A 23,889-nucleotide genomic window follows, 5' to 3' on the forward strand; every position below is an offset into this window, starting at 1 on the left:
TGAAGCAATGATTACTAATTGAAACACTTACTCATTCAATCATCTTTAGACTGTTCAAGATGACGCAAGATGATCCCTGCCGTTTCTTCAACTGCTTTGTTCGTCACATCGATGACATCGCAACCGATTCGTTCATAAATACCACGCGCATACTCGAGTTCACGATTGATTCGCTCTAGCTGCGCATAATCTGCTTCCGGCTTCAAACCTAGCGATTTGAGACGTTCCATCCGGATTGAAATCAGCTTTTCCGGGGAGATAATCAACCCGACACATCGTTCAGCAGGCAAATCAAACAATTCCTCAGGCGGTCTCGATTCTGGAACGAGTGGCACGTTCGCGACTTTGTATCGTTTCAGTGCCAAATATTGAGATAGCGGCGTCTTTGACGTTCGAGAAACACCGACCAACACGATATCAGCTTTTTTCAGGCCACGTGGGTCCCGACCATCGTCATACTTGACGGCAAACTCCATCGCCTCGATTTTTCGGAAGTAATCATCATCCAATCGATAGATGAGTCCCGGCTTTTCACGTGGCGCTTCTTTCAATTGGCTAGATAATACATCGAGCAAATCTCCGAGCAAATCAACCGTTTTCACTTGATGCGCTTCACCAAGCCGCATGAGAAGGGCGCGATGTTCCTCATTAACGAGCGTGAACGCAATGATGGCCTGTTGTGCTTTTGCTTGCGTGACGACATCGATAATCGTCTGCTCATCTTCGACGAACGGGATGCGAAGGGTTTCGATCGCATTCTCGTGGAATTGGATACTCGCTGCGCGGACGACGAGTTCGCACGTCTCTCCGACCGAGTCACTTACAACGAACACGAGTTGTTTCGTAGTCAATTCGATTTCCTCCTCAGATCGACTCATCGTTCGCTAACGCAATGAGCACCTTCGTCATATTGGTCTTCGTCATACGGCCGAGTACAATCAATTTCCCATCTTTTTCTTCTACGACGGGCATGGCATCGATTTGTTTCTCAATCAATTTCATCCCAGCTCGAATCAACGTTTCTGTTTTCTCACATACTGTAATGTTCGGCATGCGGGTCATGATGACGTTGACGGGTAACTGGTCTAAGTCTTGATTTCCGATGGCCGCACGAAGGAGGTCTTTACGAGATAAAACTCCGACTAACTCCCGGTCACGTCCGACAACGAACAATGAGCCGACATCTTCTAAGAACAACGTGACAATCGCATCATATACCGTCATCTCATCCCGTACGACTTTCGCAGAAGACATGAAGTCCCCTACGGTCAGCGAATCTAACTTTTCTCGTAGCATCGACGAATTCCGTTTGCCAACGAACGTGTAGCCGACACGAGGTCTAGCTTCAAGTATGCCTGTCATCGTCAAAATAGCGAGGTCAGGCCGCAGGGTCGCACGTGTCAATGAGAGCTCTTGTGCGATTTGTTCCCCTGTGATCGGCCCGTTCTCCTTCACGATCTCGACGATTTTTTGTTGGCGTTCATTCAGTTGCATAGCCAACCCCCTCTAGTTTGTTTAGAGTACGAGCGCGTTGAAATCTGCGACACGCTTAATCGTCGTTGCAAGTCGGTTCATTTCATGGAGACGGTTTTGGCGGACCGCCTCATCATCACTCATAACCATTGTATGTTCGAAGTACATCATAATCGGTGATTCGAGTTGTTGTAGAAGGTCGAGCGCTTTCTTGTAATCTCCCATCTCGACAGCTTCGGCTGTTGCAGGAGCGGTCTGTTCAATCGCATCATGCAATGCAATCTCATGATCGTTCTCAAACAAGGAAGGATCGACATCTCCCGCTTCACCTTTTTTCGAAATGTTCACGACGCGCGACAATTGCTCAATCAACGCCTTCGCATCCGTCGATACAAATTCTTGAATCGCGTCTGCGCGAGCATCGAGTCGCACAACCGTCAATGAGGTCGTCAATACGGCGTCAATCACATCATAACGAACCTGCTGTTCTTGCAGGCGATATTTCAAGCGCAATTTGAAGAACTCATCTAGTTGTGCCTTAACTTGTTCTTTATCGGCTTCATAGAGTCCTGCTTCCAGTTGTAATTCGACAACTTTTGAAAGCAACGTGTCGATTGAGAGATCAATCTTCCAATCTCCAAGAATCTGAACGACACCTTGGGCCTGGCGACGAAGCGCGAACGGGTCTTGTGAACCGCTCGGAATCATCCCGATGCCAAAGAATGCTGCAATCGAGTCTAATTTGTCGGCAAGGGCAAGAACGGCACCCGTTGCCGTCTCTGGAGAAGCGTCCCCAGCAAAGCGTGGCATGTAATGCTCACGGATTGCCGCTGCCACTTCCTTGTCTTCACCTTGTTGGAGTGCATATTTCTCACCCATGATTCCTTGAAGTTCTGTGAACTCGTATACCATCTGGCTCACGAGATCAAATTTATGAATGGCACCGGCACGGCTTACTTTTTCAAGGTCTGCCTCGAACAACGGTGCAAGTTCCTGAGCGATTTTCGTCACGCGACGCGCTTTCGCACCAGTCGTTCCCAATTTTTCATGGAAGACGATGCGATCGAGACGTCCGAGCTGATCATCGATTTTCGTCTTTTTGTCTTCCTCATAGAAGAACACGGCATCCGCAAGACGGGCCCGGATGACTTTCTCGTTACCGCGCGCCACATTTTCAAGATGCTCGGCATTCCCGTTTCGTACCGTCACAAAATAGTTTTTCAATGTTCCGTCGAGATAGACCGGGAAATAACGTTGATGCTCTTTCATCGTTGTGATCAACACTTCCTCAGGCAATTCAAGGTACGCTTCATCAAATTCCCCAAAGAGAGCGGTCGGCCATTCGACTAAGTTTGTCACTTCCTCAAGCAAGTCGGCGTCGAGTGGAATCGTCCATCCTTGTTTCGTTGCAAGCTCTTGAATTTGACGTTCGATTTCAGCTTTACGCATCTCGTAGTTCGCCATGACAAAAGCAGACTCTAATGTCTGGACATATTCGGTAGGTGATGAGATGACCACGTCCCCTTCACTGAGGAAACGATGCCCACGCGTCACGTTATTCGTTTTCACGCCTTCGATTGTGAAGTCGATGATGTCTTGACCAAAGAGTGCGATCAACCAACGAATCGGACGCATATACCGTAGGCTGCTCGTTCCCCATTTCATGTTTTTCGGGAACGTCAAGCTACGGACCACATCTTCAAGACCGTTCAATAGCGAGAGCGTCTCTTGTCCCTTTTCATGACGTTCCGCGAAGACATACTCGACTCCTTTTTCTTCTGCGAAATAGAGATCTTCTACTGTCAATCCGCGGCCACGTGCAAAACCTTGTGCCGCCTTCGACCAGTTACCTTCCGCATCTTGTGCAATCTTTTTGGCAGGTCCACGAAGAGTTTCTGCCAAATCCTGTTGCGTTTCAGCCACATCACGAACGATGACAGCCAAACGACGTGGTGTCGAGTACACTTCGATTGAGCCAAAATCAACACGCGCCTCTTTTAAGAACGCGTCAACACGTTCCGCCAACTGTTTCTCTGAACGCAAGACATATTGAGCCGGCAGTTCCTCTAATCCAATCTCTAACAGAAGGTCACGCATTCAAGTCACCTGCTTTCTCTTGTTTCAAAAGTGGGAATCCAAGGCGTTCCCGTTCTTCAATAAATTTAGCGGCACACGCACGTGACATGTTCCGGACACGCTGGATGAAGCCGGTACGTTCCGTCACAGAAATGGCGCCTTTTGCGTCCAACAAGTTGAACGTGTGCGAACATTTTAGAATGTAATCGTATGCAGGGAAGACAAGGTTTTCTTCAAGCGCACGCTTCGCTTCTTTCTCATACGTATCAAATAACGTGAATAACATGTCGACGTCAGACAATTCGAACGTATATTTCGAATGTTCAAATTCTGGTTGATAGAAAATGTCGCCGTATTTGAATCCGTCTGTCCAGACAAGATCGAATACACTTTCTACTTCTTGAATGTATGACGCGAGGCGTTCAAGTCCGTATGTGATTTCCACGGCAATCGGGTCACACTCGATTCCACCGACTTGTTGGAAGTATGTGAACTGTGTGATTTCCATTCCGTTCAACCAAACTTCCCAACCGAGACCTGCTGCTCCGAACGTCGGGTTTTCCCAGTTATCTTCGACGAAACGGATGTCATGCTCAAGCGGATTGATGCCAATCAGTTCAAGACTCTCCAAGTACAACTCTTGAATGTTGTTTGGTGACGGCTTCATGATCACCTGAAACTGATGGTGCTGGTAAAGACGGTTCGGGTTTTCTCCGTAACGACCGTCAGCTGGACGGCGTGACGGTTCGGTATAACAGACGTTCCACGGTTCTGGCCCAAGGCTTCTGAGGAATGTCATCGGGTTCATCGTCCCGGCCCCTTTTTCCACATCGTACGCCTGCATAGTCAAACAACCTTTTGACGCCCAAAAGTTTTGTAGCGTGAGAATGATTTCTTGCACTGTCATGTGCTTCATTAATGACACCTCCAATAGTATTGAAACGACAAAAAACGCCCCTATGTGCCTAGCACATAGGGACGGGATTGATTCCCGCGGTTCCACCCTACTTGCCCCAATAATGGGACCACTCTTAAAAGATGTGGGCGCTCTGGAATCGCCATTCGCTCTTCTCATGATACCCGGCTCACACCGCCCCGGACTCGCTTCATTCATGACAGGAAGAGTTACTTTTTTCCTTCATCGCGCACGCTATTTCATTTGTCTAATCGTACATCATCGTATCGAATTCACTATAAAAAGTCAATCCTCATTCAGATGAAGTCGAATCATTTGATCGAGCACCCGCTTCGTCTTCAATCGTAGTCCACTATACGATTCCATATAAGCATCAAAGAGCTGGCGCAAAAGGACTCTGGACTCATCCGATAGCGGAACGTTCCGAAACTCTGACAATTCGTGCTTACTCATCAAATAAAGTAGTTTCGCCAATCGTTCGGACAGCCGAATCACACCTTCTTCTGGATGTCGCGCACATAAAAAGCCACCGGACGCGACAGAGAAGTACATGGGATCCGTCACATCTCCACAGCGCACGCATCCCGTCAAGACTGGGGCGACGCCTAATAGATGCAAAATACGTAATTCAACATAGTGCGTGATGACATCTGCGTCCATGCCCGCATTCAGTGCCTGCAAGGCATCCCGTAATATTCGAAACAATGGACGATTTTGGACACGATCCTCGACAGACCGATCAACAAGTTCTAACCAATACATCGCATATGCCATCCGTTCGACATCTTTTCGGATTTCAGGATAAGACGTCATGACGTCAGATGATTTTAACTGAGCGAGTCCTCGGCTAGACGGAAAGATATAGACACCTTCCACAAACGGCTGACTCGAGGCGTGAAACCGGCTACCCGGTTTCTTTGCACCCCGTGCCATGATCGCGACTTTGCCAAGTTCCTCTGTAAACAATGTCACGACTTTATTCGATTCCCCATAATTAACGGTACGAACGACGATTCCCGTGACTTTTTGTAACATGGCTCAATACTCGTCGTCGCGGAAACCGAGGTCACGAAGCTGACCCATCTTGTTACGCCAGTCTTTCTGCACTTTTACCCATAGGTTCAAATAAACTTTAGTCCCGAGAAGCGCTTCGATATCATGGCGCGCGTCTGTTCCGATTTCACGAAGCATAGCCCCTTTTTTTCCGATGATAATTCCTTTTTGCGAATCACGCTCCACCATGATCACGGCTTCGACATCAATCATCTCAGAGTTCTCACGTTTCTTGATCGATTCGATGGCTACAGCAATCGAATGAGGGACTTCATCGCGTGTCTTATGCAACACTTTCTCACGAATCATCTCTGAGATAATGAAACGCTCCGGGTGGTCCGTTACTTGATCGGCCGGATAATACATCGGTCCTTCAGGCAACAATTTCTTGATCTCACCTAAGAGCGGTTCGACGTTGTTGCCTTGTAGCGCCGAAATCGGGACGTACGCCGCGAAATCCAATTCGTTCGTATATTGTTCAATCACTTTCGGAAGTTCATCTGGATGGATTAAATCGATCTTGTTCATGACGAGAATAATCGGTGTGTCGAGCCCTTTGAGTTTCTCAATAATAAAGTCGTCGCCAGCTCCACGCGGTTCCGTCACGTTCACCATGAAGAGAATCGCATCAACTTCGCGTAATGCGTTCGTCGCCACTTTCATCATGAAGTCGCCAAGACGGTGTTTCGGTTTATGAATCCCTGGTGTATCGATGAAGATGATTTGGGAATCATCGGTTGTGTACACACCTTGCACCTTATTTCGTGTCGTTTGTGGTTTATCCGACATGATGGCAATCTTTTGTCCGATCACACGGTTTAAGAATGTCGATTTCCCGACGTTCGGTCGTCCGATAATCGAGACGAATCCGGATTTAAAATCTTCTTGATACATAATGCACCTGCTTTCTCTATTTCAGAACTATTAGTATAGCATGTTCCATAGCCGTGGACCGAATATTATGAGCGCCGTTACGGCAGCACCAAGTGAAGTAACTAAAACGGCTCCTGCGGCAACATCTTTCGCTTGCTTCGCGAGTGGATGGACGTCTTCTGTCACGAGATTAACCGTTCGTTCGATTGCCGTATTCATCATTTCCATGCTAATAACGGCAATCACCCACCCGAACAAGATGACAATCTCGAGTCTTGTCGGCTGTAACCAGATGGAAAAGACGAATACGAGAAAAGCCGACAGGAGATGGAGTCGCATGTTCCGTTCCGAACGAACGGCATGGAGGATTCCCTCACATGCCACACGGAACGGTCTCACACGTTGCCTCGCTTCAACTCAAAATGAGTGAGCACTTCTTCTTGCCTTGCCGTCATCTCCGCTTCTTCCTCAGGTGTCATATGATCATACCCAAGTAGATGGAGGAATCCATGAATTGCTAAAAAGCCAAGCTCCCGCTCAAACGAATGACCATAGTCAGCTGCCTGTTCTCGGCATCGTTCTACCGAGATGACGAGGTCACCGAGAAGATGTGGCTCATCTTCATCGAGCATGAAATCCATCTCGTCATCCCCCATCTCATCAAATGCGAAACTGATGACATCGGTCGGGGCATCTTTGCCTCGCCATTCTCGGTTCACTTCATGGATTTCCGCATTTGTTAAATACGTGACCGACAATTCGCTCGGCTCTTCCACCTCTTCTAGTTGGGCGGCATGTTGTAAAATCGACTCGACGAGCTCGATTTGAGATGTAGTTAACAATTCATGTTCATCGTTCGAGATGATTTGCATGTAATTCTCCCTCTTTCTTTAATTCTGGGTATTCGATTCGTTCGTGGAACAAGCCGGTCAGTGTCTCACACGCACTCTCTCCGACGCGCCAAATTTCTTTCGTCGTCAATTCACATTCTTCGAACTGCCCATCCGCCAACTTGTCGCGAATGATTGTTCGAACGAGCATTCGGATTTTTTCTGGCGTCGGTTGTTTCTGCGAGCGGACAGCCGCTTCGATTGAATCGACGATCATGACAACGGCAGCCTCGCGCGATTGTGGCTTTGGACCTGGGTAGCGGAAACGAGACTCTAACACCTCTTTATCAGGATCTTCCTTCGCTTTAACGTAGAAATATTTCAATAAAGACGTTCCGTGATGCTGCTCTGCTATATCGATGATTTCTTTCGGTAACTTATAACGTCGCAACAGATCCGCTCCGTCATAAGGATGAGCCATAATAATGTCTGCCGATTCTTCAGGCGTCAAGCGATCATGAGGATTCCCGCCACCTTGTTGATTTTCAATGAAATGAAGGGGACGCTCCGTCTTCCCAAGATCGTGATAATAGCTTGCGACACGTGCGAGAAGACCATCTGCGCCAATCGCCTCACATGCGGACTCTGCCAAGTTCGCCACCATCATACTATGATGATACGTACCAGGTGCCTCCATTAAAAGTTTCCGCAGCAGCGGATGCGTCGGACTCATCAATTCTACAAGTCGACCAGAAGACAAGACGCCAAACCACGGTTCCAAAAATGGCAGGAAGCCAAACGTCAAGACAATGGAGAGCAAGGCGCTAATGACGGCAAATCCAGAAAGATACATCGCCATTTCCCAGGAAACTTGCACGTTCCGAAGTAAGAGTAACGCGATGACCATGATGATGTTGACGAAACCGAGCAACACCCCTGATAAGAATAGTCGCTTCCGCTGAATTTTCGGTTCAACTAAAAAGACAGCTAGAAAACTACCCGTCGCCACATACACGAGCGTCATGAAATTCGTGCTCTGTCCGAATGTGACAACGACACTCCCGGCAATCATCGTAATGAAGGCCGAGGCGAGCGCAACTCGTTCATCGATCAAGATGCGTAGAAGCAATACGACGAACGCTGTCGGCGCTAAAATATAGGCATATGTCGTAAAATCGACACCGATATATCCGACACCAAAAAAGATGCCGAGTTGTAAAAGTAGCAAGCCATAGACCGTCACTAAGATTTTCGGACTCAGTAACAGGTCTTTGATTTTCGAGCGGATGAGCATGAATAGAAACCCACCGGTCAACAATGCGCTGAGCAAGAATGACCCGAATAATGGTGCAAGGGAACGATTCGGATCGATGGCTCCAGATAGCTCTAATTTCCGATATATCTCTCGAGTCACCACCTCACCTTGACTGACGAGTAACTGTCCTTCTTGAATGATGACAGGATCGACAGCATCGACGGCCTCTTGTTCTTTTTGACGGGTCGCCTCAGAGTCAAATACATAGTTCGGTACGATGAGTTCATCGCTTAACGTTTTCGAAATGGCGCGGAACTCAAACGAGAGCGGCGATTGATCGATAATCGCTGCTGCTCGGTCTCGAGCCGCAGCGACCGCTTCATTACTCGTTTCAATCCGGTCGTCCATCACTTGTTGTAACGCGGTGACTGTGACATCTTCTACCGTTTGTCGGGTATCTTCACTCGCTTCAAGCAACGAATTCAACTCTTCATCAGCTAATACACCGTTCGCCTCTGTAGAATTTAGACGGTTTTTAATATCCGCCAGTTCAGTCTCCTCATCCGTTTGGTCGAATGCTGCGAACAACTGCTCGACTTTAGCGATTTGTTGGTCTGCAAATTCTTTTCTCAAGGAGAATTGACTGCCGACACCATTTGTCACTTCTTGTTTCAATCGTTCGGTCGCAACACGGTCCTCAACCGTGATCGGAGACCGAATATCCTGTTCGGCAATCCCAAGCGGTTCCACACTGATGATGGATGGGCGCACGGTAAAGTATAGAATGGCGCCTAATAAGAGAAAGAAAATCAACGAGATGGTCGCGACTGTCCAGTTTTTAGCTTGCTGCATTCGTGCCCCCCCTTTTCACGATCTGGTGACCTCACACGTACATTTAAGTGAGGTCCGTACTATAGGCGTTGATGATTTTCTTAACGAGTGGATGACGGACGACGTCAGACGCACTGAAGTGTTCAAAATGAATACCATCCACGCCTTCTAACAGGCGTAACGCTTCCTGTAACCCCGATGCTTTGCCTTTCGGTAAATCGACTTGGGTCAAATCCCCTGTGACCACCATTTTCGATCCAAATCCGAGTCGCGTCAAAAACATCTTCATCTGTTCTTTTGTTGTATTCTGGGCCTCATCCAAGATGACGAACGCATCTTCTAACGTGCGTCCACGCATATAAGCGAGCGGAGCCACTTCAATCGTGCCCCGTTCTAACAAACGGTTCGTCTGTTCCACGCCATACACATCAAATAGGGCGTCGTATAATGGGCGGAGATATGGGTCCACTTTCTCTTTTAAATCTCCCGGTAAAAATCCAAGGTTCTCTCCCGCTTCAACGGCAGGACGCGTCAAGATGATCCGTTTGACTTGCCCTTCTTTTAAGGCACGCGCCGCAAGTACGACAGCTAGGTACGTCTTTCCTGTTCCGGCTGGTCCGATACCAAAGACGAGATCACGTCGTTCAATCGCACGAACATACCGGCTTTGACCTACTGTCTTGGCACGAATCGGTTTCCCCTTATTCGTCGTAAAAACAACTCGTTCATAATGTTCGAGCAGTTCATCTCCCTTTCCGACTTGAATGTGCTGGATGACGCTAATGGCATCACTTTCATTTAGACGTGCACCTTTTTTCACTAACGTCTGCAAGGTGATGATCACTTGTTTCGTTAATTCAAGAGCCTCAAGTGTATCGGCTTGAATAATCAACTCCTCACCCCTTGGGATGAGTGCCACTTTCAATTCTGTTTCAATCGCCTGGAACACTTCATCTTTCGGTCCGAGTAAAGCTTGTGCTTCGTTCGCATGTTCCATGACGAATGGTATTTTATCAGTCATAATCAATGGATGCATTGCCCCCTCATTAAAATCGGTTATTCCTCTTTTACTTTAGCACTATCACGCCTATCGTGAAAGAAAGACCGCGTAATTTTCCACGCGCAAAAGGCAGTAACATGACGTCACTGCCTTCTGTTCACTTCTTCCGTTTCGAGATAGGAGGTTGTAATACCTCACTCCAAATGACAGCTTCCCGCATTCGCTTTTGTGAAACGTTCAGTTGTCTCGGTTTCTTTTCCTTTTGAATCGGTGGAATTTTAACCGCTTGTTCGAATTGCGCGCTCACTTTCGGCATCTCGACATGACGTTCACGTGGAGCCGGTCGTTCTTCTACCGTTCGAGCGACTCGACGCCTCACCTTTTGTGGTGTCGGTTTTTCGTCCGAGTCATCGAATGCCGTTTCAATCTCTTTCATGACGTCCCCTACCGAATCCAAATAGCGTTTCAGTTCACTGCTTTGAGGACGGTCTCCAGAGGACGATGATTTTTCGAGCCGTTTCATCACTGCCGAGGCAATTCCGAAGGCGGCTAACAAGAGTACCCATAGTCCATCCATATCAATCACTCATTATCTGATTCAGAATCGACAGGTGCCCCAATCGCTTTTCGCATTTCTGTATCCGCTTGAACGTTCAAGTAGTTCACGTAATCCATGACACCAAGCTTTCCGTTTCGTAACGCTTCTGCCATCGCGAGTGGGACTTCCGCTTCGGCACCGACAACTTTCGCACGCATTTCTTCTACTGAAGATTTCATTTCTTGTTCGCGCGCAATCGCCATCGCGCGACGTTCTTCCGCCTTCGCTTGAGCGATTTTCTTATCTGCTTCTGCTTGGTCCGTCTGCAAGACCGCGCCGATGTTCTTACCGATATCGATGTCGGCAATATCGATCGAAAGAATCTCAAACGCTGTTCCTGAATCTAAACCTTTTGTGAGGACAGTCCGTGAAATCATATCCGGATTCTCTAGTACGTGCTTGTGGTTGTTTTGTGAACCGATTGTCGACACGACCCCTTCACCGACACGGGCGATAATCGTTTCTTCCCCCGCACCACCGACGAGACGATCGATATTCGCACGTACGGTAATACGTGCTTTCGCCTTCACTTCAATCCCATCCATCGCGACACCCGCAATAAATGGCGTTTCAATGACTTTCGGGTTAACTGACATCTGTACAGCCTCGAGCACGTTACGTCCTGCTAAATCGATGGCAGCAGCCCGTTCGAATGACAATTCAATATTCGCACGGTGCGCCGCAATCAATGCGTTCACAACGCGGTCTACGTTACCACCAGCCAAGAAGTGACTTTCAAGTTGGTTCGTGTTTAATTCAATTCCTGCTTTAACCGCTTTAATCAACGGGTTCACGATTTTCGAAGGAATAACGCGACGAAGGCGCATTCCAATCAATGTGAAGATCGAGACGTGGACGCCCGCTGCAAACGAACTGATCCATAGTCCGACCGGTACGAACGTGAAGAATACGGCAAGTGCAATCAATCCTCCACCTGTAATGAGTAACGTTGTCAGTAATTCTGGTGTCATTCTGTTACATCCTCCTTCGGTTCTACAAAGCTTCGAACGACAATCCGTCCAGAATCCACTTTATAAACCTGAATTTTTGTCTGCTGATCGAGATAGCCACCTTCTGTCACGACATCAAGTCGTTCTCCGTCGATTTCGGCAGTACCTGCTGGGCGAAGTGGTGTCAAGGTGACTCCCACTTTGCCGAGAAGTTGTTTTCGATCTTCGTGGGACAAGTAGCCTTTTTCAGTCGATGTCGAATCCGTCAAAATCAACCCTTTATAAATGAGCGGACGATTCGTACTCAAGCGGCGGTATGCCCAAAAGCCGAGACCAGTTAGCACCGCTGCCGCGAGACCAATCGATAGCCACAGTTGACCGATCGTCGCACCAGCCATAATCAAACTCGCAACGACGGCTCCGATCCCAAGCAAACCGAACAATCCAAACCCTGCTACGAACACTTCAATTCCAAGAAGGACGACTCCGACAAAAAAGACTGTCAGAATCACTCCGAGACCAAATGTCATCGTCTTGCTACCCCCTTCCAAATTCAAAGCTATCTCCTATCTCTAGTGTATACGAAACAAGATTGAATGTGGTTTCAGAATACGCAAAAAAAGCAGAAACTTTCGGTTTCCCGAAAAGTAACTGCTTTTTTCATCAATTCGTCAACTGTTGTTTGACGATTCGGTTCACAAGACCACCGTCTGCCTTGCCTTTGACTTGCGGCATGACGACGCCCATCACCTTACCCATATCTGATGGAGCGGCTGCATTCGTTTGAGCAATTGCTGCTTGGACGATGGCGGTCACTTCATCTTCTGAAAGTTGTTCAGGCATATAGGCTTCTAGGACGACAATCTCTTCTGCTACTTTGGAAGCAAGGTCTTCACGACCAGCGCTTTCGAATTCTCGGAGGGAGTCTCTGCGCTGTTTCATCTCTCGGTTGAGCACCGTGAGTTCCTCTTCCTCGGTAAGATCTTGACGACCTAGTTTGATAGCCTCATTTTGGAGCGACGCTTTGACCATCCGGATTGTCGTAAGACGATCCTTTTGTTTCGCGCGCATGGCTTGCTTCATGTCGTCCGTCAAGCGTTCTTGAAGACTCATGAGCCAACACCCTCTCTACAAATGAAACTGGAATCAGAATTTCTTACGCTTACGCGCAGCTTCTGATTTCAATTTACGTTTTACGCTTGGCTTTTCGTAGTGACGACGTTTACGAACTTCGGCAAGTGTGCCATCTTTCGAAACACCGCGTTTGAAACGACGAAGAGCGTCTTCAAGCGATTCGTTTTTACGGACACGAGTTTCCACTAGTTTTCCCTCCCTCCGAATTACACGACTAAGGAAACGTGTTTCACACGTCATATCATATTATAGTGAAATTAAGTCGTGTGGTCAACCACTTATTAATAGTCGCTGTCTGAACGTCCACCAGTGACAATCGCAATACCTGCTGAAGCACCGATACGTGTCGCACCAGCATCGATCATCGCTTTCGCACCTTCGAAGTCACGGACGCCACCTGAAGCTTTTACGCCGATGTCAGGTCCGACCGTCTCACGCATGAGGCGAATGTCTTCAACTGTCGCGCCACCAGTCGAGAAACCAGTCGATGTTTTGACGAAGTCTGCTCCAGCTTTCACTGAAAGTTCGGCAGCTTTTTTGATTTCTTCTTTTGTAAGCATGCATGTTTCGAAGATGACTTTGACGAGTGTACCGTTTGCCGCTTCGACAACCGCACGGATGTCACGTTCTACGAGATCGTAGTCAGCATCTTTGAGTGCTGCGATGTTGATGACCATGTCTACTTCATCTGCTCCATTGGCAATCGCATCTTTTGTTTCAAATGCTTTTACCTCAGGTGTGTTTGCACCAAGTGGGAAACCGATGACTGTACATACTTTGACATCATCATCTGACTTGAGTTGTTCTGCTGCATATTTGACCCATGTCGGGTTGACACAAACGCTTGCGAATTTGTATTCGAGCGCTTCTGCACAAAGTGTTGTAATTTGATCTTTTGTTGTTTCAGCCTTTAAAGCTGTGTGGTCGATATAACGGGCTAATTCCATGATTCATTTCCTCCTCTGACAAATAAGTCTGACATCTAACATATTACCATGTTTTGATGAGATGTAACAGCTTTCAAATCTAAATCAACTGACGACGTTTACGAGCGACGACCCAACTGTTCCAACTAAAGAAGAAAATAGCGAGCCAAATGCAGGTGAAGGCAAAGACATGGTATGCCGTGAACGGTTCATGGTACATGACGACCCCGATAATCAAGCTAAGTGTCGGTGCGATAAATTGAAGAAACCCGACAAGCGTGAACGGGATATGTTGTGCCCCGTACCCAAATAGGAGAAGAGGTAACGCCGTGACCACGCCCGTTCCAAGAAGGGCGATCCAAATGACAGGCGACATGTTATACGCAATATTGTCGGTGACAACTTGATTTCCGAGGAAGAGCAATGCCACCGGGACCACCGCCAGCGTTTCAATTCCTAGGCTGACCGTAGAAGCAAGAGGACGTCGTTTCTTCACCATTCCATAGAATCCGAACGTACTCGCCAATACGAATGAAATCCACGGGAACGTGCCGTATCCTAACGTCAAGACGAGGACGCCAATTGATGCAATCCCAACGGCCATCCATTGGACTCGATTTAATGATTCCCGAAAGACGAGCACCCCTAACACCATACTGACGAGAGGATTGATGTAGTACCCGAGAGAAGCTTCAATGATATATCCGTGATTGACAGCCCATATGTATACAAACCAGTTGGCACTGACGATGAATCCGTTCAACATGAATGCGTTTCGTGTAGCCGGATGTCGAAGTGCGTAACCGAACTCTTTCCACTGATTTGTCCATCTCAGAACGAGCAGAATAAATAAAAATGACCAAACGATTCGATGTGCTAAAATTTGACCGCTCGGTACTTCTTGCAAAAATTTCCAATAAATCGGAAGGACGCCCCACATGACGTACGCCCCGATTGTCGTCCATACTCCCTTATTCACACGTTCACCCGCTCTCTTACAAGTTAAAGACAGTTTAGTCGATGAAAGACTCCCGATACAAGACTTTTGTTTCATGAAAAAAAGGCGCGAAATCGCGCCCTGACCGTTTATTGTTTCACTTGTTCAATTGCTGTTAATGCTTGTGCCAAGTCTTCGATCAAGTCATCAATGTCCTCAAGTCCGACCGAAATACGGACGAGCCCATCGGTGATGCCAAGTTCCGCTCTGCGTTCGGCTGGAATCGAGGCATGTGTCATGCGTGCCGGAACACTGATCAAACTCTCAACCGCTCCTAAACTTTCTGCGAGCGTGAAGTATTTCGTCTTCGCTACCATCATTTCTGCCGCTTCCGCTGAACCGACATCAAATGCGATCATCCCACCGAATCCACGTGCCTGCGATAAATGAATCCGCTTCGCTTCCTCACTGGATACACTTGGATGGAGCACGCGTGATACAGACTCGTTCGACTGAAGGAATTCAACCAATGCTCGTGCATTCGATTCAATCTCTTCCATCCGAACAGCCAACGTCTTGATTCCCCGTACAACAAGGAAGCTATCTTGTGGTCCAAGGACTGCGCCAACAGAGTTTTGAAGGAACGCCAAGGCCTCGCCCTGCTCTTCCGTACGTGCGACAACAAGTCCCGCTACGACGTCACTATGTCCACCTAAGTACTTCGTGGCACTGTGAAGGACGTAGTCTGCACCAAGATCAATCGGATTTTGGAAGTAAGGGGTCATAAACGTATTGTCCACGACGAGTAACACATCTGCTTCATCGGCAATCGTACGCATCGCCCGAATGTCCGTCACGTTCAAGAGAGGATTTGTCGGGGTCTCGACATAAATCATTTTCGTGTTCGCTTGAAGCGCATCCCGAACCGCTGCTTCATCGGATGTATCGACAAAAGTTGCTTCCAAGCCTCGTGACTGAAATACTCGATTGAATACACGGTACGTTCCTCCATATACATCAGACCCGACGATGACGTGGTCTCCAGATTTCAATAACATAAGCACCGTAGAGATGGCTGCCATCCCAGATCCGAATGCAAATCCTTGCACGCCGCCTTCGATGTCGGCAATCAATGTCTCTAATGCCGTCCGAGTCGGGTTTGCTGATCGTGAGTACTCGTACCCTTCTCGCAAGTTGCCAATCCCGTCTTGCTTATACGTGCTCGTTTGATAAATCGGTGGCGTGACGGCCCCTGTCAACGGGTCCGTCGTTTTACCGCCGTGAATGAGTGCTGTCTTTGTACGCATGTTCTGCCTCCTTGACAATTCCTTGACTTAAATATCGTTCTGCGCTATCAGGCAAGATGGTGACAATCGTGCCTTCCGTCAATTGATTCGCTTCTTTTACACATGCTGCAATGGCAGCGCCTGAAGAACTACCGATGAGCAAACCTTCCTGTTTCGCTAAATGTGCCACGTAGTAGAAGGCTTCCTCATCTGTAATGGTATGAATCGCATCGACGTAAGACTTCTCCAGAAATGGTGGCCATTTTTCGACGCCGATTCCTTCTGTTTTATGTGGTCCTGGTTCACCGCCATTCAAAATGGAACCGACCGGCTCCACGACGACAGTTTTCGTTCCAAGTGGCTTTAATGATTTGGCGACACCGGTGAATGTTCCACCTGACCCCGCTCCCGCTACAAATACGTCAATTTGTGGCACATCTTTCAACAACTCATGGGAAAGGATGTCGACGTAAGCATCCGGGTTATCCGGGTTCGAGAACTGTTCTGGGACATAGGCGTCATGTTCTTTAGCCAACTCAATGGCATGTGCGATTGCGCCCTTCATGCCGAGTTCCGTCGGCGTGTTGACGACTGTTGCTCCGAGCAGTCGCATCAATGCCTGTTTCTCTTGACTGAATTTTTCAGGAGTGACCGTCATGAGGCGAATCCCGAATCGTTGGCAAGCGAGCGCAAGCCCGATCCCCGTATTGCCTGCTGTCGGTTCGATCACCGTTCCACCAGGTGCCACATCGCCACGCTCAATCGCCCGTTCAATCAAATTCATCCCGAGTCGGTCTTTGACACTCCCACCTGGATTCATCATCTCGAGCTTTCCGTACACTTTGACATTCGCTGGTATAGGAAGCGTTCGAAGTTCAATAAGCGGTGTGTCTCCGATGAGTTCATAGACGTCACGGACAATCATCTTATGCCTCGTCCTTGAAGACGATATGCCATTCATCACGTTTTGCGAGCATGTCTGCCGCTAATTTTTTGGCACCTTCGAAATCATGATGGTTCGCATTCCCACATTGAACAGGGTTTTGCGCAGGCAATTCCTCAGCGTTCATCGCATCACGCAACGTCGCTTCCACGAGGTCAAGCATTCGTTCGTAGTTCCCATCATTGAGCATTGTCCAATAGAAACCTGTCTGGCAACCCATCGGTGAGATATCGACAATGTCTTCGGAATGATTGCGACTGTTCTCGGCAATCAAATGCTCAAGTGAATGAACCGCGCGCATCGGCATGAGTCCTTCGTTCGGTTGAATGAAACGAATATCGTATTTATAAATCGTGTCAGCCGTCCCTTCTTTCACACCAGCTAAACGGACAAACGGCGCCTTTACTTTCGTATGATCCAAGTTAAAACTTTCAACATTATATGTTTTCATGAGTAATTCCTCCTCGTTATTTAGTGGCTATTACGAGCCAGACAAACTTGTTTTTCTGCGTCATCGTCACGTTGTATCCGTTCTCTTCTAACATGGAACGAATCGTTGACGTATATGGATAGTATTCACGATTTAAATCTTCGACGAGGTCCGAGTACCCTTTCGCAGTCGCCCAATCGATGATGTCCTGACGAGCTGCTGGTGACTCAAACATCGTATCAAGCAACACGAACTTCGGGTGTTCCCAGTCTTCGACATATCGACCAATGGCCGTGGCCTTTTCAGAATCTGTCAAGTGGTGAAAAGCATATGACGATACGATCGTATCTACATGTGATAACTTCGGATATCGGAGAAAATCACCTTCGAGTACTTCAATCCCCAACTTTTCAACAGCAATTTGCCGCATTTCCGGCGACGGTTCAATCGCAATCAACGGATGCCCTTTTATAATTCGACTGCTCAAGTTTCCTGTTCCGACACCAAACTCAAGTACCCTTCCTTCGACATGTAGGGCAACCTCATCGAGCATTTGCTCATATCCGATGAACACTTCGTGATATTGCTCATCATGCCCCTCGACCGTCGTATCATAATCCTTTGCCCAATCCTTAAAAATGTCCATGAATGGTAAGTTCATATCGCTACCCCAATCTTAATTCTTACTAATTTGATATGTTTTATTGGTATTTAACTTTAACGTTACATTAACAGGTTTTTTTATTCATTTCAAGTCATTCGCTAGATTCACGCATCATATGCAATTGGATATAGGTCTTATGTGTTAGGTCTTTAGTAATTGTCAGAACATTAAAATTTGTGCAAAAACACTTACCTACTTTACAAATAAATCCACTCTTTTTTATCTGAATAGCGATATGATAATTCTCAATGTAAGTCTATGCTTTATTTTTTACAGGTAATAACAAATTTTAGGGGGTCCATACGTTGTCACGAAAAAAAATCTATTTAAACGCTTCACTCGCCACATGTATCGCCTTGTCACCTGCACTGATTCAAGCTGGAACAACTTCTGTTTCAGCAGAAGCTTCCGTTAAACCGAAATTGGTTCTTGAGAAAAAACAGAAAAAAGTTCGGGTCGTTGTAGAGCTCGTCGGGGATCCTGCCATTGCCGAAGCCGCTCAAAAAGGGAAGAAATTTAATGAATTGTCGAAATCAGAGCAAAATAAGGCACAACAATCTGTTCAATCGGAGCAAAAACGTGCCAAGTCTGCCTTGAAGAAACAAGGCGTAACCGCTACACCGATTGAAGAGTTCACGACCGTCTTTAATGGCTTCTCTACATTCTTATCTACAAGTGAAATCGCCAAAGTCGAAGCATTGCCTGAAGTGGCGACCGTTCACATTGTCAACGAGTACGAGCGCCCTGAAGTCAAACCGGATATGATTACGAGTAACGGCATGGTTCAAGCCGAACAAACGTGGGGAGATTACGGATTTGCCGGAGAAGGTACTGTCGTCGCTGTCATCGATTCTGGAATCGACCCTGAGCACCGGGATTATAAGATCACCGACGCTAAAACGGCAGAGTTGACTCAATCAGAAGTCAATCAAGCCATCACATCGTTCGGTCTCCCAGGCGAATACGTCAACGAGAAAGTTCCATACGCATATAACTACTACGATGAGAACGATGACATCAAAGATGATTCACCTGGCGCTTCAATGCACGGACAGCACGTTTCCGGTACAGTTGCCGCAAACGGTGACCTAGAAAACGGTGGGATCAAAGGTGTCGCACCGGAAGCACAAATTTTGGGATTGAAAGTATTCAGTAACGACCCGAACTATGCGTCTACATATGGAGATATCTACATCAAAGCAATTGATGATGCCATTAAACTCGGTGCTGACGTCATCAACATGAGCCTCGGATCAACAGCCGGTTTCGTCGATGCCGATTCTCCAGAGCAACAAGCCGTTCAACGTGCTGTCGACAACGGCATCTTTATGTCGATTTCTGCTGGGAACTCCGCATACTTCGGTCACGGATTTGACTTGCCAACTGCTTCAAACCCAGATACGGGCGTCGTTGGGGCGCCGAGTGTCAGTCAAGCATCTACATCGGTCGCCTCTCTTGAGAACGATCAAATTCAATTGGATGCTTTCAGAGTCGGTGATGAGAAGATTGGATGGAAGAAACAAGACGGTCCTGCCTTCAAAGAAGGAACATACGACATCGTATATGTCGGAGACGGACAACCGGAGAATTATGAAGGAAAAGACGTAAAAGGAAAACTCGTCCTTGCTGTTCGCGACGGCGGTTACTTCTACTCGCAGATCCAAAAAACAGCTGAAGCGCAAGGCGCAGCAGGTGTCATCGTACGTGGTGCGGTCGGGCACGGCGATTATGTCTCGATGGCTCTCGATCAACCTCAAATTCCGATGGCTTCACTCAGCATCCAGGACGGGAATGAACTGAAAGACAAGTTAGCAGACGGTTCGCTTCAAGTGACGTTTGCCGGTGACCGCATCAGTGTCAATAACCGTTCAGCCGGTGCGATGTCTGATTTCACATCGTGGGGCGTCACACCGAACCTTGACTTCAAGCCAGAGCTTTCTGCTCCAGGTGGCCAAATTTTCTCTACGTTCAACGATAACCAATATGGGTTGATGAGCGGAACATCGATGGCAGCACCACACGTTGCCGGAGGGGCGGCCCTCGTCCTTGAGCGTGTGGACCGTGACTTCAAATTGAGTGGAAAAGCACGTGTCACGATGGCGAAAAACTTGTTACTCAACACGTCGAAGCCTGTCACAGATATCGGACCGTATAACCAAGAATTGAAACAATCACTCCCATACTCACCACGTCGGGCCGGAGCAGGTCTCATGCAATTGCATGCAGCCGTCACCTCTCCTGCTGTCGCATATGAGAAGTCGACAAAAGAAGCAAAAGTCGCTTTAAAAGAGTTGTCGAAGAGCAAAGCATCGTTCACGATCGTCGTCGAGAACACGTCGACTGAATCGTTAACTTATGATGTAGCCGCATCGTTGCAAACGGATCTCGCTGTCAAAAACAAAGACGGAATCGTTCAAAATGCGATGGAAGCGCAAGCACTTCAACAAGCGATCATTAAAATTAACGGATCAAACACAAGTAAAGTCACGTTGAAAGCAAAACAGAAGAAGGAAATTAACGTTTCAATCGATGTCTCGAAAGCAAAAGTGTTGAATCCTGAAACATTGGAAGGCACTGTATCCGCTAAATCTGTCTTTGAGAACGGCTATTTCGTCGACGGATTCCTTCGTTTGACTGATCCGCGCGGTACAGACGGTCATCCATCTCTCGTCGTTCCAATCGTCGGATTTGAAGGGGATTGGGGCAAAGCGCCGATCTTTGACGAGACAATCTATGGAGAAGGCGCATTCTATGGCGTCTCTGGATTGGTGGATGCAGAAGGAAACTACTTAGGTGAAAAACTAGATGAATCTGTGGCTAGCGAAGCGGTTGCCATTTCACCGGACGGAGACGGGTCGAAAGATACGGCTACTCCAGTCTTCTCGCTATTACGCAATGCGAAAGACATCAAATATCGCGTCGTAGATGAGAAAGGGAACGTCCTTCGCACCCTCAAGGTGGAAGACGAATTGAGAAAGAACTACTTCGATGGCGGAAGTGGTGATTATTACTATTACGCAGCGGATAACGCTTGGGACGGAAAATTGAATGGGAAGATGGCGCCAAAAGGCACATATTACTATGAAATCGAAGCAAGCATCGATTACATGAAGAAACAAGCTCAAACGATGCGCATTCCTGTCAAAGTAGATTACACAGACCCACGCTTCACGCTTCGTTGGGACGACAACGTAGCAAGCGTCAAAGCGTCGGATGACTTTGCTGGAATCAACGGTATCGAATTCCTCATCAACGGGAAAGTCGTGGCAAAAGAAGCGAAAGCTTCAGCGAACTTCACACTTGAACAGCCGCTCGAGACTACAGATCAGCTTTCAGTTCGTGTGTCAGACAATGCCGGGAACGTGATCACTCGAAATGTTTCAACAGAAAATGATGCGGCCAAACCTGGTATCTTTGTCGATGCACCACTCGCCTTGTCTCCTTACGGTACATCCATCGTTCCATTGATCGGTCAAATCAAGGATGCCTCTGAAATCGCATCGTTCACGGTAGACGGGGTCGACGTACCACTCAAATATGACGCGTCAGCGAAACAATATACGTTCAATACGACACGCACATATAAGGATGGTTTCCACAAAGTCCGTTTTGTCGCAGAAGACACTGCTGGGAACGTGACGAACTTCGTCCGCCCAATCTTTGTCGACTCAACGAAAGCAACATTGTCGGTGACAAACGTACCGAAGAACGTATCGGCTAAACAGAAGTCTGTAAACGTGAAAGTTCAAGTAAAGGATAACTTCGACGAAATCAAGCTTCGGGTCAACGGGGACTTGAAATGGAACTATACGTTGAAAGAACCATACGCGATGCGTGCATTCTCACGCACGGGAACAATCACACTTCCAGTGACAGCGAAAGGAAAGAATACCTTCACGTTCGAAGTGACCGACCTTGCCGGGAACGTCACGAAAAAAGTAATTACAATTAACAAAAAATAAGCGATACAAAAAACGGATGACCTCAATCAGGTCATCCGTTTTTCATGTCATTTGTTGAGTTCAAGCGCGAAAGAAATCGCAGATAATGCATAAAGCGGCGCCGTTTCAGACCGAAGAATGCGTGGTCCAAATGCACATGCAGTCGCTCCAGCCTGAGTCCATTGATTGATTTCATTCATATCGAATCCACCTTCAGGTCCCGTGATGACGAGAACGCGTTGTTTCGGTTTCAGTTGAGTCAACAGTTGTGCGAAAGCAGACTGTTCCCCTTCTTTTGCCGACTCTTCATACGCGATGATGACGGCATCATAGCCCTCCATTTTCTGATGAAGCTCTTTCGGAGAGATGTAGGAACACGTCGGTACAACGGCACGATAGGATTGTTCAGCCGCTTCTTGCATAATCTTTTGAATCCGCTCCACTTTTTTCGGAGCTTTTTTTCCATCCCATTTGGCGACAGAGCGCGCTGATTCGAACAGCAACAGATGGTGGACGCCAAGCTCCGTCGCTTTTTGGGCGACGAACTCGACTTTGTCCCCTTTCGGGAGTGCATACGCCAAAGTCACCTCGATTGGCAACTCAGTCGTCGCCTGTCGCGATGACGTGACTTTCGCTTCCCCGCTCTTCTTCTCAAGCGATGTCACGACACAGGCATACTCAACACCTGTACCATCCAACAGGACCATCTCATATCCAGGACCTTGTCGTAAGACTGTACCGATGTGGTGGACCACATCTGAAGGAAGGGTCACCGTTTCGCCTTTAAAGGCTTCTTTTGTCAAAAAATAACGTTGCATAACTTACCCCTTCTTGGCGATAATCGCGACCCAGTCTTCCATCACGCGCGTCTCTTCAATCTCAAATCCAGCAGCGACCAAAGCATTCGTCACTTCAGCCCGCTTCTCTCCGATAATTCCAGAGGTGATGAAGCGCCCACCTGACTTCGTACGTGCATAGGCGTCTTCGATGAAAAGGAGAATGACGTCAGCAAGAATGTTCGCTACGACTAAATCGTACTCGCCTTCCACACCTTTCAGAAGATCACCTGTGTCCACTTGAACGAGTTCGCCCACTCCGTTCGTCTCAACGTTTTGACGAGCAGCTTCGACTGCGACCGAGTCTAAGTCTAGTGCCTTTACCTTCGTTGCACCAAGTTTTGCTGCTGCAATCGACAATACACCCGATCCTGTACCGACATCAATGACACGGTCACCTTCCTGAATGTAGTTCTCAATCGCTTGAATGCAGAGCATTGTCGTCGGATGCGTTCCTGTGCCAAACGCCATACCCGGGTCAAGCAAAATCACATTCTCTTCCGGCTGCGGGGTGTACTCTTCCCATAAAGGAACGATGGTTAGTTGTTGCGAAATCTTTACCGGCTTATAATACTGCTTCCAAGAGTGTGCCCAGTCCTCTTCATCGATTTCAGCGACCGTGACGTCTCCAGATCCGATGTCGAGCATCGTGCGAAGTCGTTCGATTTCTTTTTTAAGATTCGAAAGTAAATCTTGAAAATCACCTGAGGCCGGGACATACGCTTTGACGTGTACGCCAGAAGTTGGATACGTTTCACGATCCGAAACGTCCCAAATTTCTCCGAAATGGTCCTCCGCCATCATTCTGTCGAAATCTTCCACGTCCTCGATGACGACACCTTGTGCCCCCACTTCGTGTAGTAAATTGGATACTGCTTCTACCGCAAGTTGTGTCGTGTGGACACAAATTTCAGACCATTTCATCGTTCGTACACAC

The 23,889-nt window shown here is 47.7% G+C and carries 24 protein-coding genes; 1 reads left to right on the top strand and 23 read right to left on the bottom strand.

The features are described from left to right. Positions 1–35: 35 nt before the first annotated feature. The 21 genes from Q9R25_RS05580 to Q9R25_RS05680 all read right to left on the bottom strand — a co-directional run bounded on the left by Q9R25_RS05580 (position 36) and on the right by Q9R25_RS05680 (position 18,172). Entirely contained in the window at positions 36–878 is an 843-nt protein-coding gene (locus tag Q9R25_RS05580; RefSeq protein ID WP_196430874.1) for a pyruvate, water dikinase regulatory protein, read from the bottom strand. After that, complete coding sequence (gene ccpN / locus Q9R25_RS05585; protein WP_012726643.1) at positions 865–1,494, bottom strand: transcriptional regulator CcpN; 630 nt, start codon at positions 1,492–1,494, stop codon at positions 865–867. Before ccpN ends, Q9R25_RS05580 begins: the two co-directional genes overlap by 14 nt. A gap of 21 nt (positions 1,495–1,515) precedes the next feature. Next, positions 1,516–3,570 (bottom strand): glycine--tRNA ligase subunit beta, encoded by a 2,055-nt coding sequence (gene glyS / locus Q9R25_RS05590; RefSeq protein WP_311282895.1) that lies wholly within the window; start codon positions 3,568–3,570, stop codon positions 1,516–1,518. Beyond that, positions 3,563–4,456: a glycine--tRNA ligase subunit alpha gene (glyQ, locus tag Q9R25_RS05595; protein ID WP_196431848.1), complete on the bottom strand. Its 894-nt coding sequence runs from the start codon at positions 4,454–4,456 to the stop codon at positions 3,563–3,565. The genes glyS and glyQ overlap by 8 nt, the downstream gene beginning before the upstream one ends. A 294-nt stretch (positions 4,457–4,750) precedes the next feature. Beyond that, positions 4,751–5,500: a DNA repair protein RecO gene (recO, locus tag Q9R25_RS05600; RefSeq protein ID WP_078147154.1), complete on the bottom strand. Its 750-nt coding sequence runs from the start codon at positions 5,498–5,500 to the stop codon at positions 4,751–4,753. A 3-nt stretch (positions 5,501–5,503) separates the two neighbouring features. Beyond that, entirely contained in the window at positions 5,504–6,412 is a 909-nt protein-coding gene (era, locus tag Q9R25_RS05605; protein WP_012726647.1) for a GTPase Era, read from the bottom strand. 30 nt (positions 6,413–6,442) lie between these two features. Beyond that, positions 6,443–6,790 carry a diacylglycerol kinase family protein gene (locus tag Q9R25_RS05610; protein WP_214690743.1) on the bottom strand — a complete coding sequence of 116 codons (348 nt, stop codon included), beginning with the start codon at positions 6,788–6,790 and terminating at the stop codon, positions 6,443–6,445. Further along, a complete protein-coding gene (gene ybeY / locus Q9R25_RS05615) occupies positions 6,787–7,263 on the bottom strand; it encodes an rRNA maturation RNase YbeY (protein WP_074036606.1) in 477 nt (158 codons plus the stop codon). Before ybeY ends, Q9R25_RS05610 begins: the two co-directional genes overlap by 4 nt. Then, positions 7,241–9,328: an HD family phosphohydrolase gene (locus Q9R25_RS05620; protein WP_012726650.1), complete on the bottom strand. Its 2,088-nt coding sequence runs from the start codon at positions 9,326–9,328 to the stop codon at positions 7,241–7,243. The genes ybeY and Q9R25_RS05620 overlap by 23 nt, the downstream gene beginning before the upstream one ends. 43 nt (positions 9,329–9,371) lie before the next feature. Next, positions 9,372–10,343, bottom strand: a complete 972-nt coding sequence (locus Q9R25_RS05625; protein WP_074036604.1) for a PhoH family protein — start codon at positions 10,341–10,343, stop codon at positions 9,372–9,374. A 121-nt stretch (positions 10,344–10,464) separates the two neighbouring features. Further along, complete coding sequence (locus Q9R25_RS05630) at positions 10,465–10,884, bottom strand: hypothetical protein (RefSeq protein ID WP_196430876.1); 420 nt, start codon at positions 10,882–10,884, stop codon at positions 10,465–10,467. 5 nt (positions 10,885–10,889) lie between these two features. After that, complete coding sequence (gene floA, locus Q9R25_RS05635) at positions 10,890–11,876, bottom strand: flotillin-like protein FloA (protein ID WP_012726653.1); 987 nt, start codon at positions 11,874–11,876, stop codon at positions 10,890–10,892. Next, positions 11,873–12,385, bottom strand: coding sequence for an NfeD family protein (locus Q9R25_RS05640; protein WP_031423231.1), 513 nt, complete (start codon positions 12,383–12,385; stop codon positions 11,873–11,875). The genes floA and Q9R25_RS05640 overlap by 4 nt, the downstream gene beginning before the upstream one ends. Before the next feature lie 133 nt (positions 12,386–12,518). Next, a complete protein-coding gene (locus Q9R25_RS05645; RefSeq protein ID WP_074036596.1) occupies positions 12,519–12,968 on the bottom strand; it encodes a GatB/YqeY domain-containing protein in 450 nt (149 codons plus the stop codon). Between the two features lie 33 nt (positions 12,969–13,001). Then, positions 13,002–13,196, bottom strand: a complete 195-nt coding sequence (gene rpsU / locus Q9R25_RS05650) for a 30S ribosomal protein S21 (RefSeq protein WP_029334745.1) — start codon at positions 13,194–13,196, stop codon at positions 13,002–13,004. Between the two features lie 74 nt (positions 13,197–13,270). After that, positions 13,271–13,936: a deoxyribose-phosphate aldolase gene (gene deoC / locus Q9R25_RS05655; protein ID WP_012726656.1), complete on the bottom strand. Its 666-nt coding sequence runs from the start codon at positions 13,934–13,936 to the stop codon at positions 13,271–13,273. Between the two features lie 79 nt (positions 13,937–14,015). Continuing rightward, positions 14,016–14,894, bottom strand: coding sequence for an EamA family transporter RarD (rarD, locus tag Q9R25_RS05660; protein ID WP_074036593.1), 879 nt, complete (start codon positions 14,892–14,894; stop codon positions 14,016–14,018). 107 nt (positions 14,895–15,001) lie between these two features. After that, entirely contained in the window at positions 15,002–16,159 is a 1,158-nt protein-coding gene (locus Q9R25_RS05665; protein ID WP_074036592.1) for a bifunctional cystathionine gamma-lyase/homocysteine desulfhydrase, read from the bottom strand. After that, positions 16,125–17,063: a PLP-dependent cysteine synthase family protein gene (locus Q9R25_RS05670; RefSeq protein ID WP_311282896.1), complete on the bottom strand. Its 939-nt coding sequence runs from the start codon at positions 17,061–17,063 to the stop codon at positions 16,125–16,127. Before Q9R25_RS05670 ends, Q9R25_RS05665 begins: the two co-directional genes overlap by 35 nt. A 1-nt stretch (position 17,064) precedes the next feature. Further along, the gene (locus Q9R25_RS05675) at positions 17,065–17,532 is read right to left on the bottom strand and encodes an S-ribosylhomocysteine lyase (protein WP_074036589.1); all 468 of its coding nucleotides are present in this window, start codon (positions 17,530–17,532) and stop codon (positions 17,065–17,067) included. A 16-nt stretch (positions 17,533–17,548) separates the two neighbouring features. Further along, positions 17,549–18,172, bottom strand: coding sequence for a class I SAM-dependent methyltransferase (locus Q9R25_RS05680; protein ID WP_196430879.1), 624 nt, complete (start codon positions 18,170–18,172; stop codon positions 17,549–17,551). 308 nt (positions 18,173–18,480) lie between these two features. Here Q9R25_RS05680 and Q9R25_RS05685 point away from each other — a divergent pair, with 308 nt between their 5' ends. Further along, a complete protein-coding gene (locus Q9R25_RS05685) occupies positions 18,481–22,137 on the top strand; it encodes a S8 family serine peptidase (RefSeq protein WP_311282897.1) in 3,657 nt (1,218 codons plus the stop codon). 47 nt (positions 22,138–22,184) lie between these two features. Here Q9R25_RS05685 and Q9R25_RS05690 read toward each other — a convergent pair whose 3' ends face one another. Both Q9R25_RS05690 and prmA read right to left on the bottom strand, forming a co-directional pair. Then, entirely contained in the window at positions 22,185–22,934 is a 750-nt protein-coding gene (locus tag Q9R25_RS05690) for a 16S rRNA (uracil(1498)-N(3))-methyltransferase (RefSeq protein WP_074036583.1), read from the bottom strand. A gap of 3 nt (positions 22,935–22,937) precedes the next feature. Continuing rightward, positions 22,938–23,876 (bottom strand): 50S ribosomal protein L11 methyltransferase, encoded by a 939-nt coding sequence (gene prmA, locus Q9R25_RS05695; protein ID WP_078147163.1) that lies wholly within the window; start codon positions 23,874–23,876, stop codon positions 22,938–22,940. Between the last annotated feature and the right edge of the window lie 13 nt (positions 23,877–23,889).

It is taken from the genome of Exiguobacterium sp. BG5(2022) (assembly GCF_031844365.1).
GTDB classification, from domain to species: Bacteria; Bacillota; Bacilli; order Exiguobacteriales; family Exiguobacteriaceae; genus Exiguobacterium; species Exiguobacterium profundum.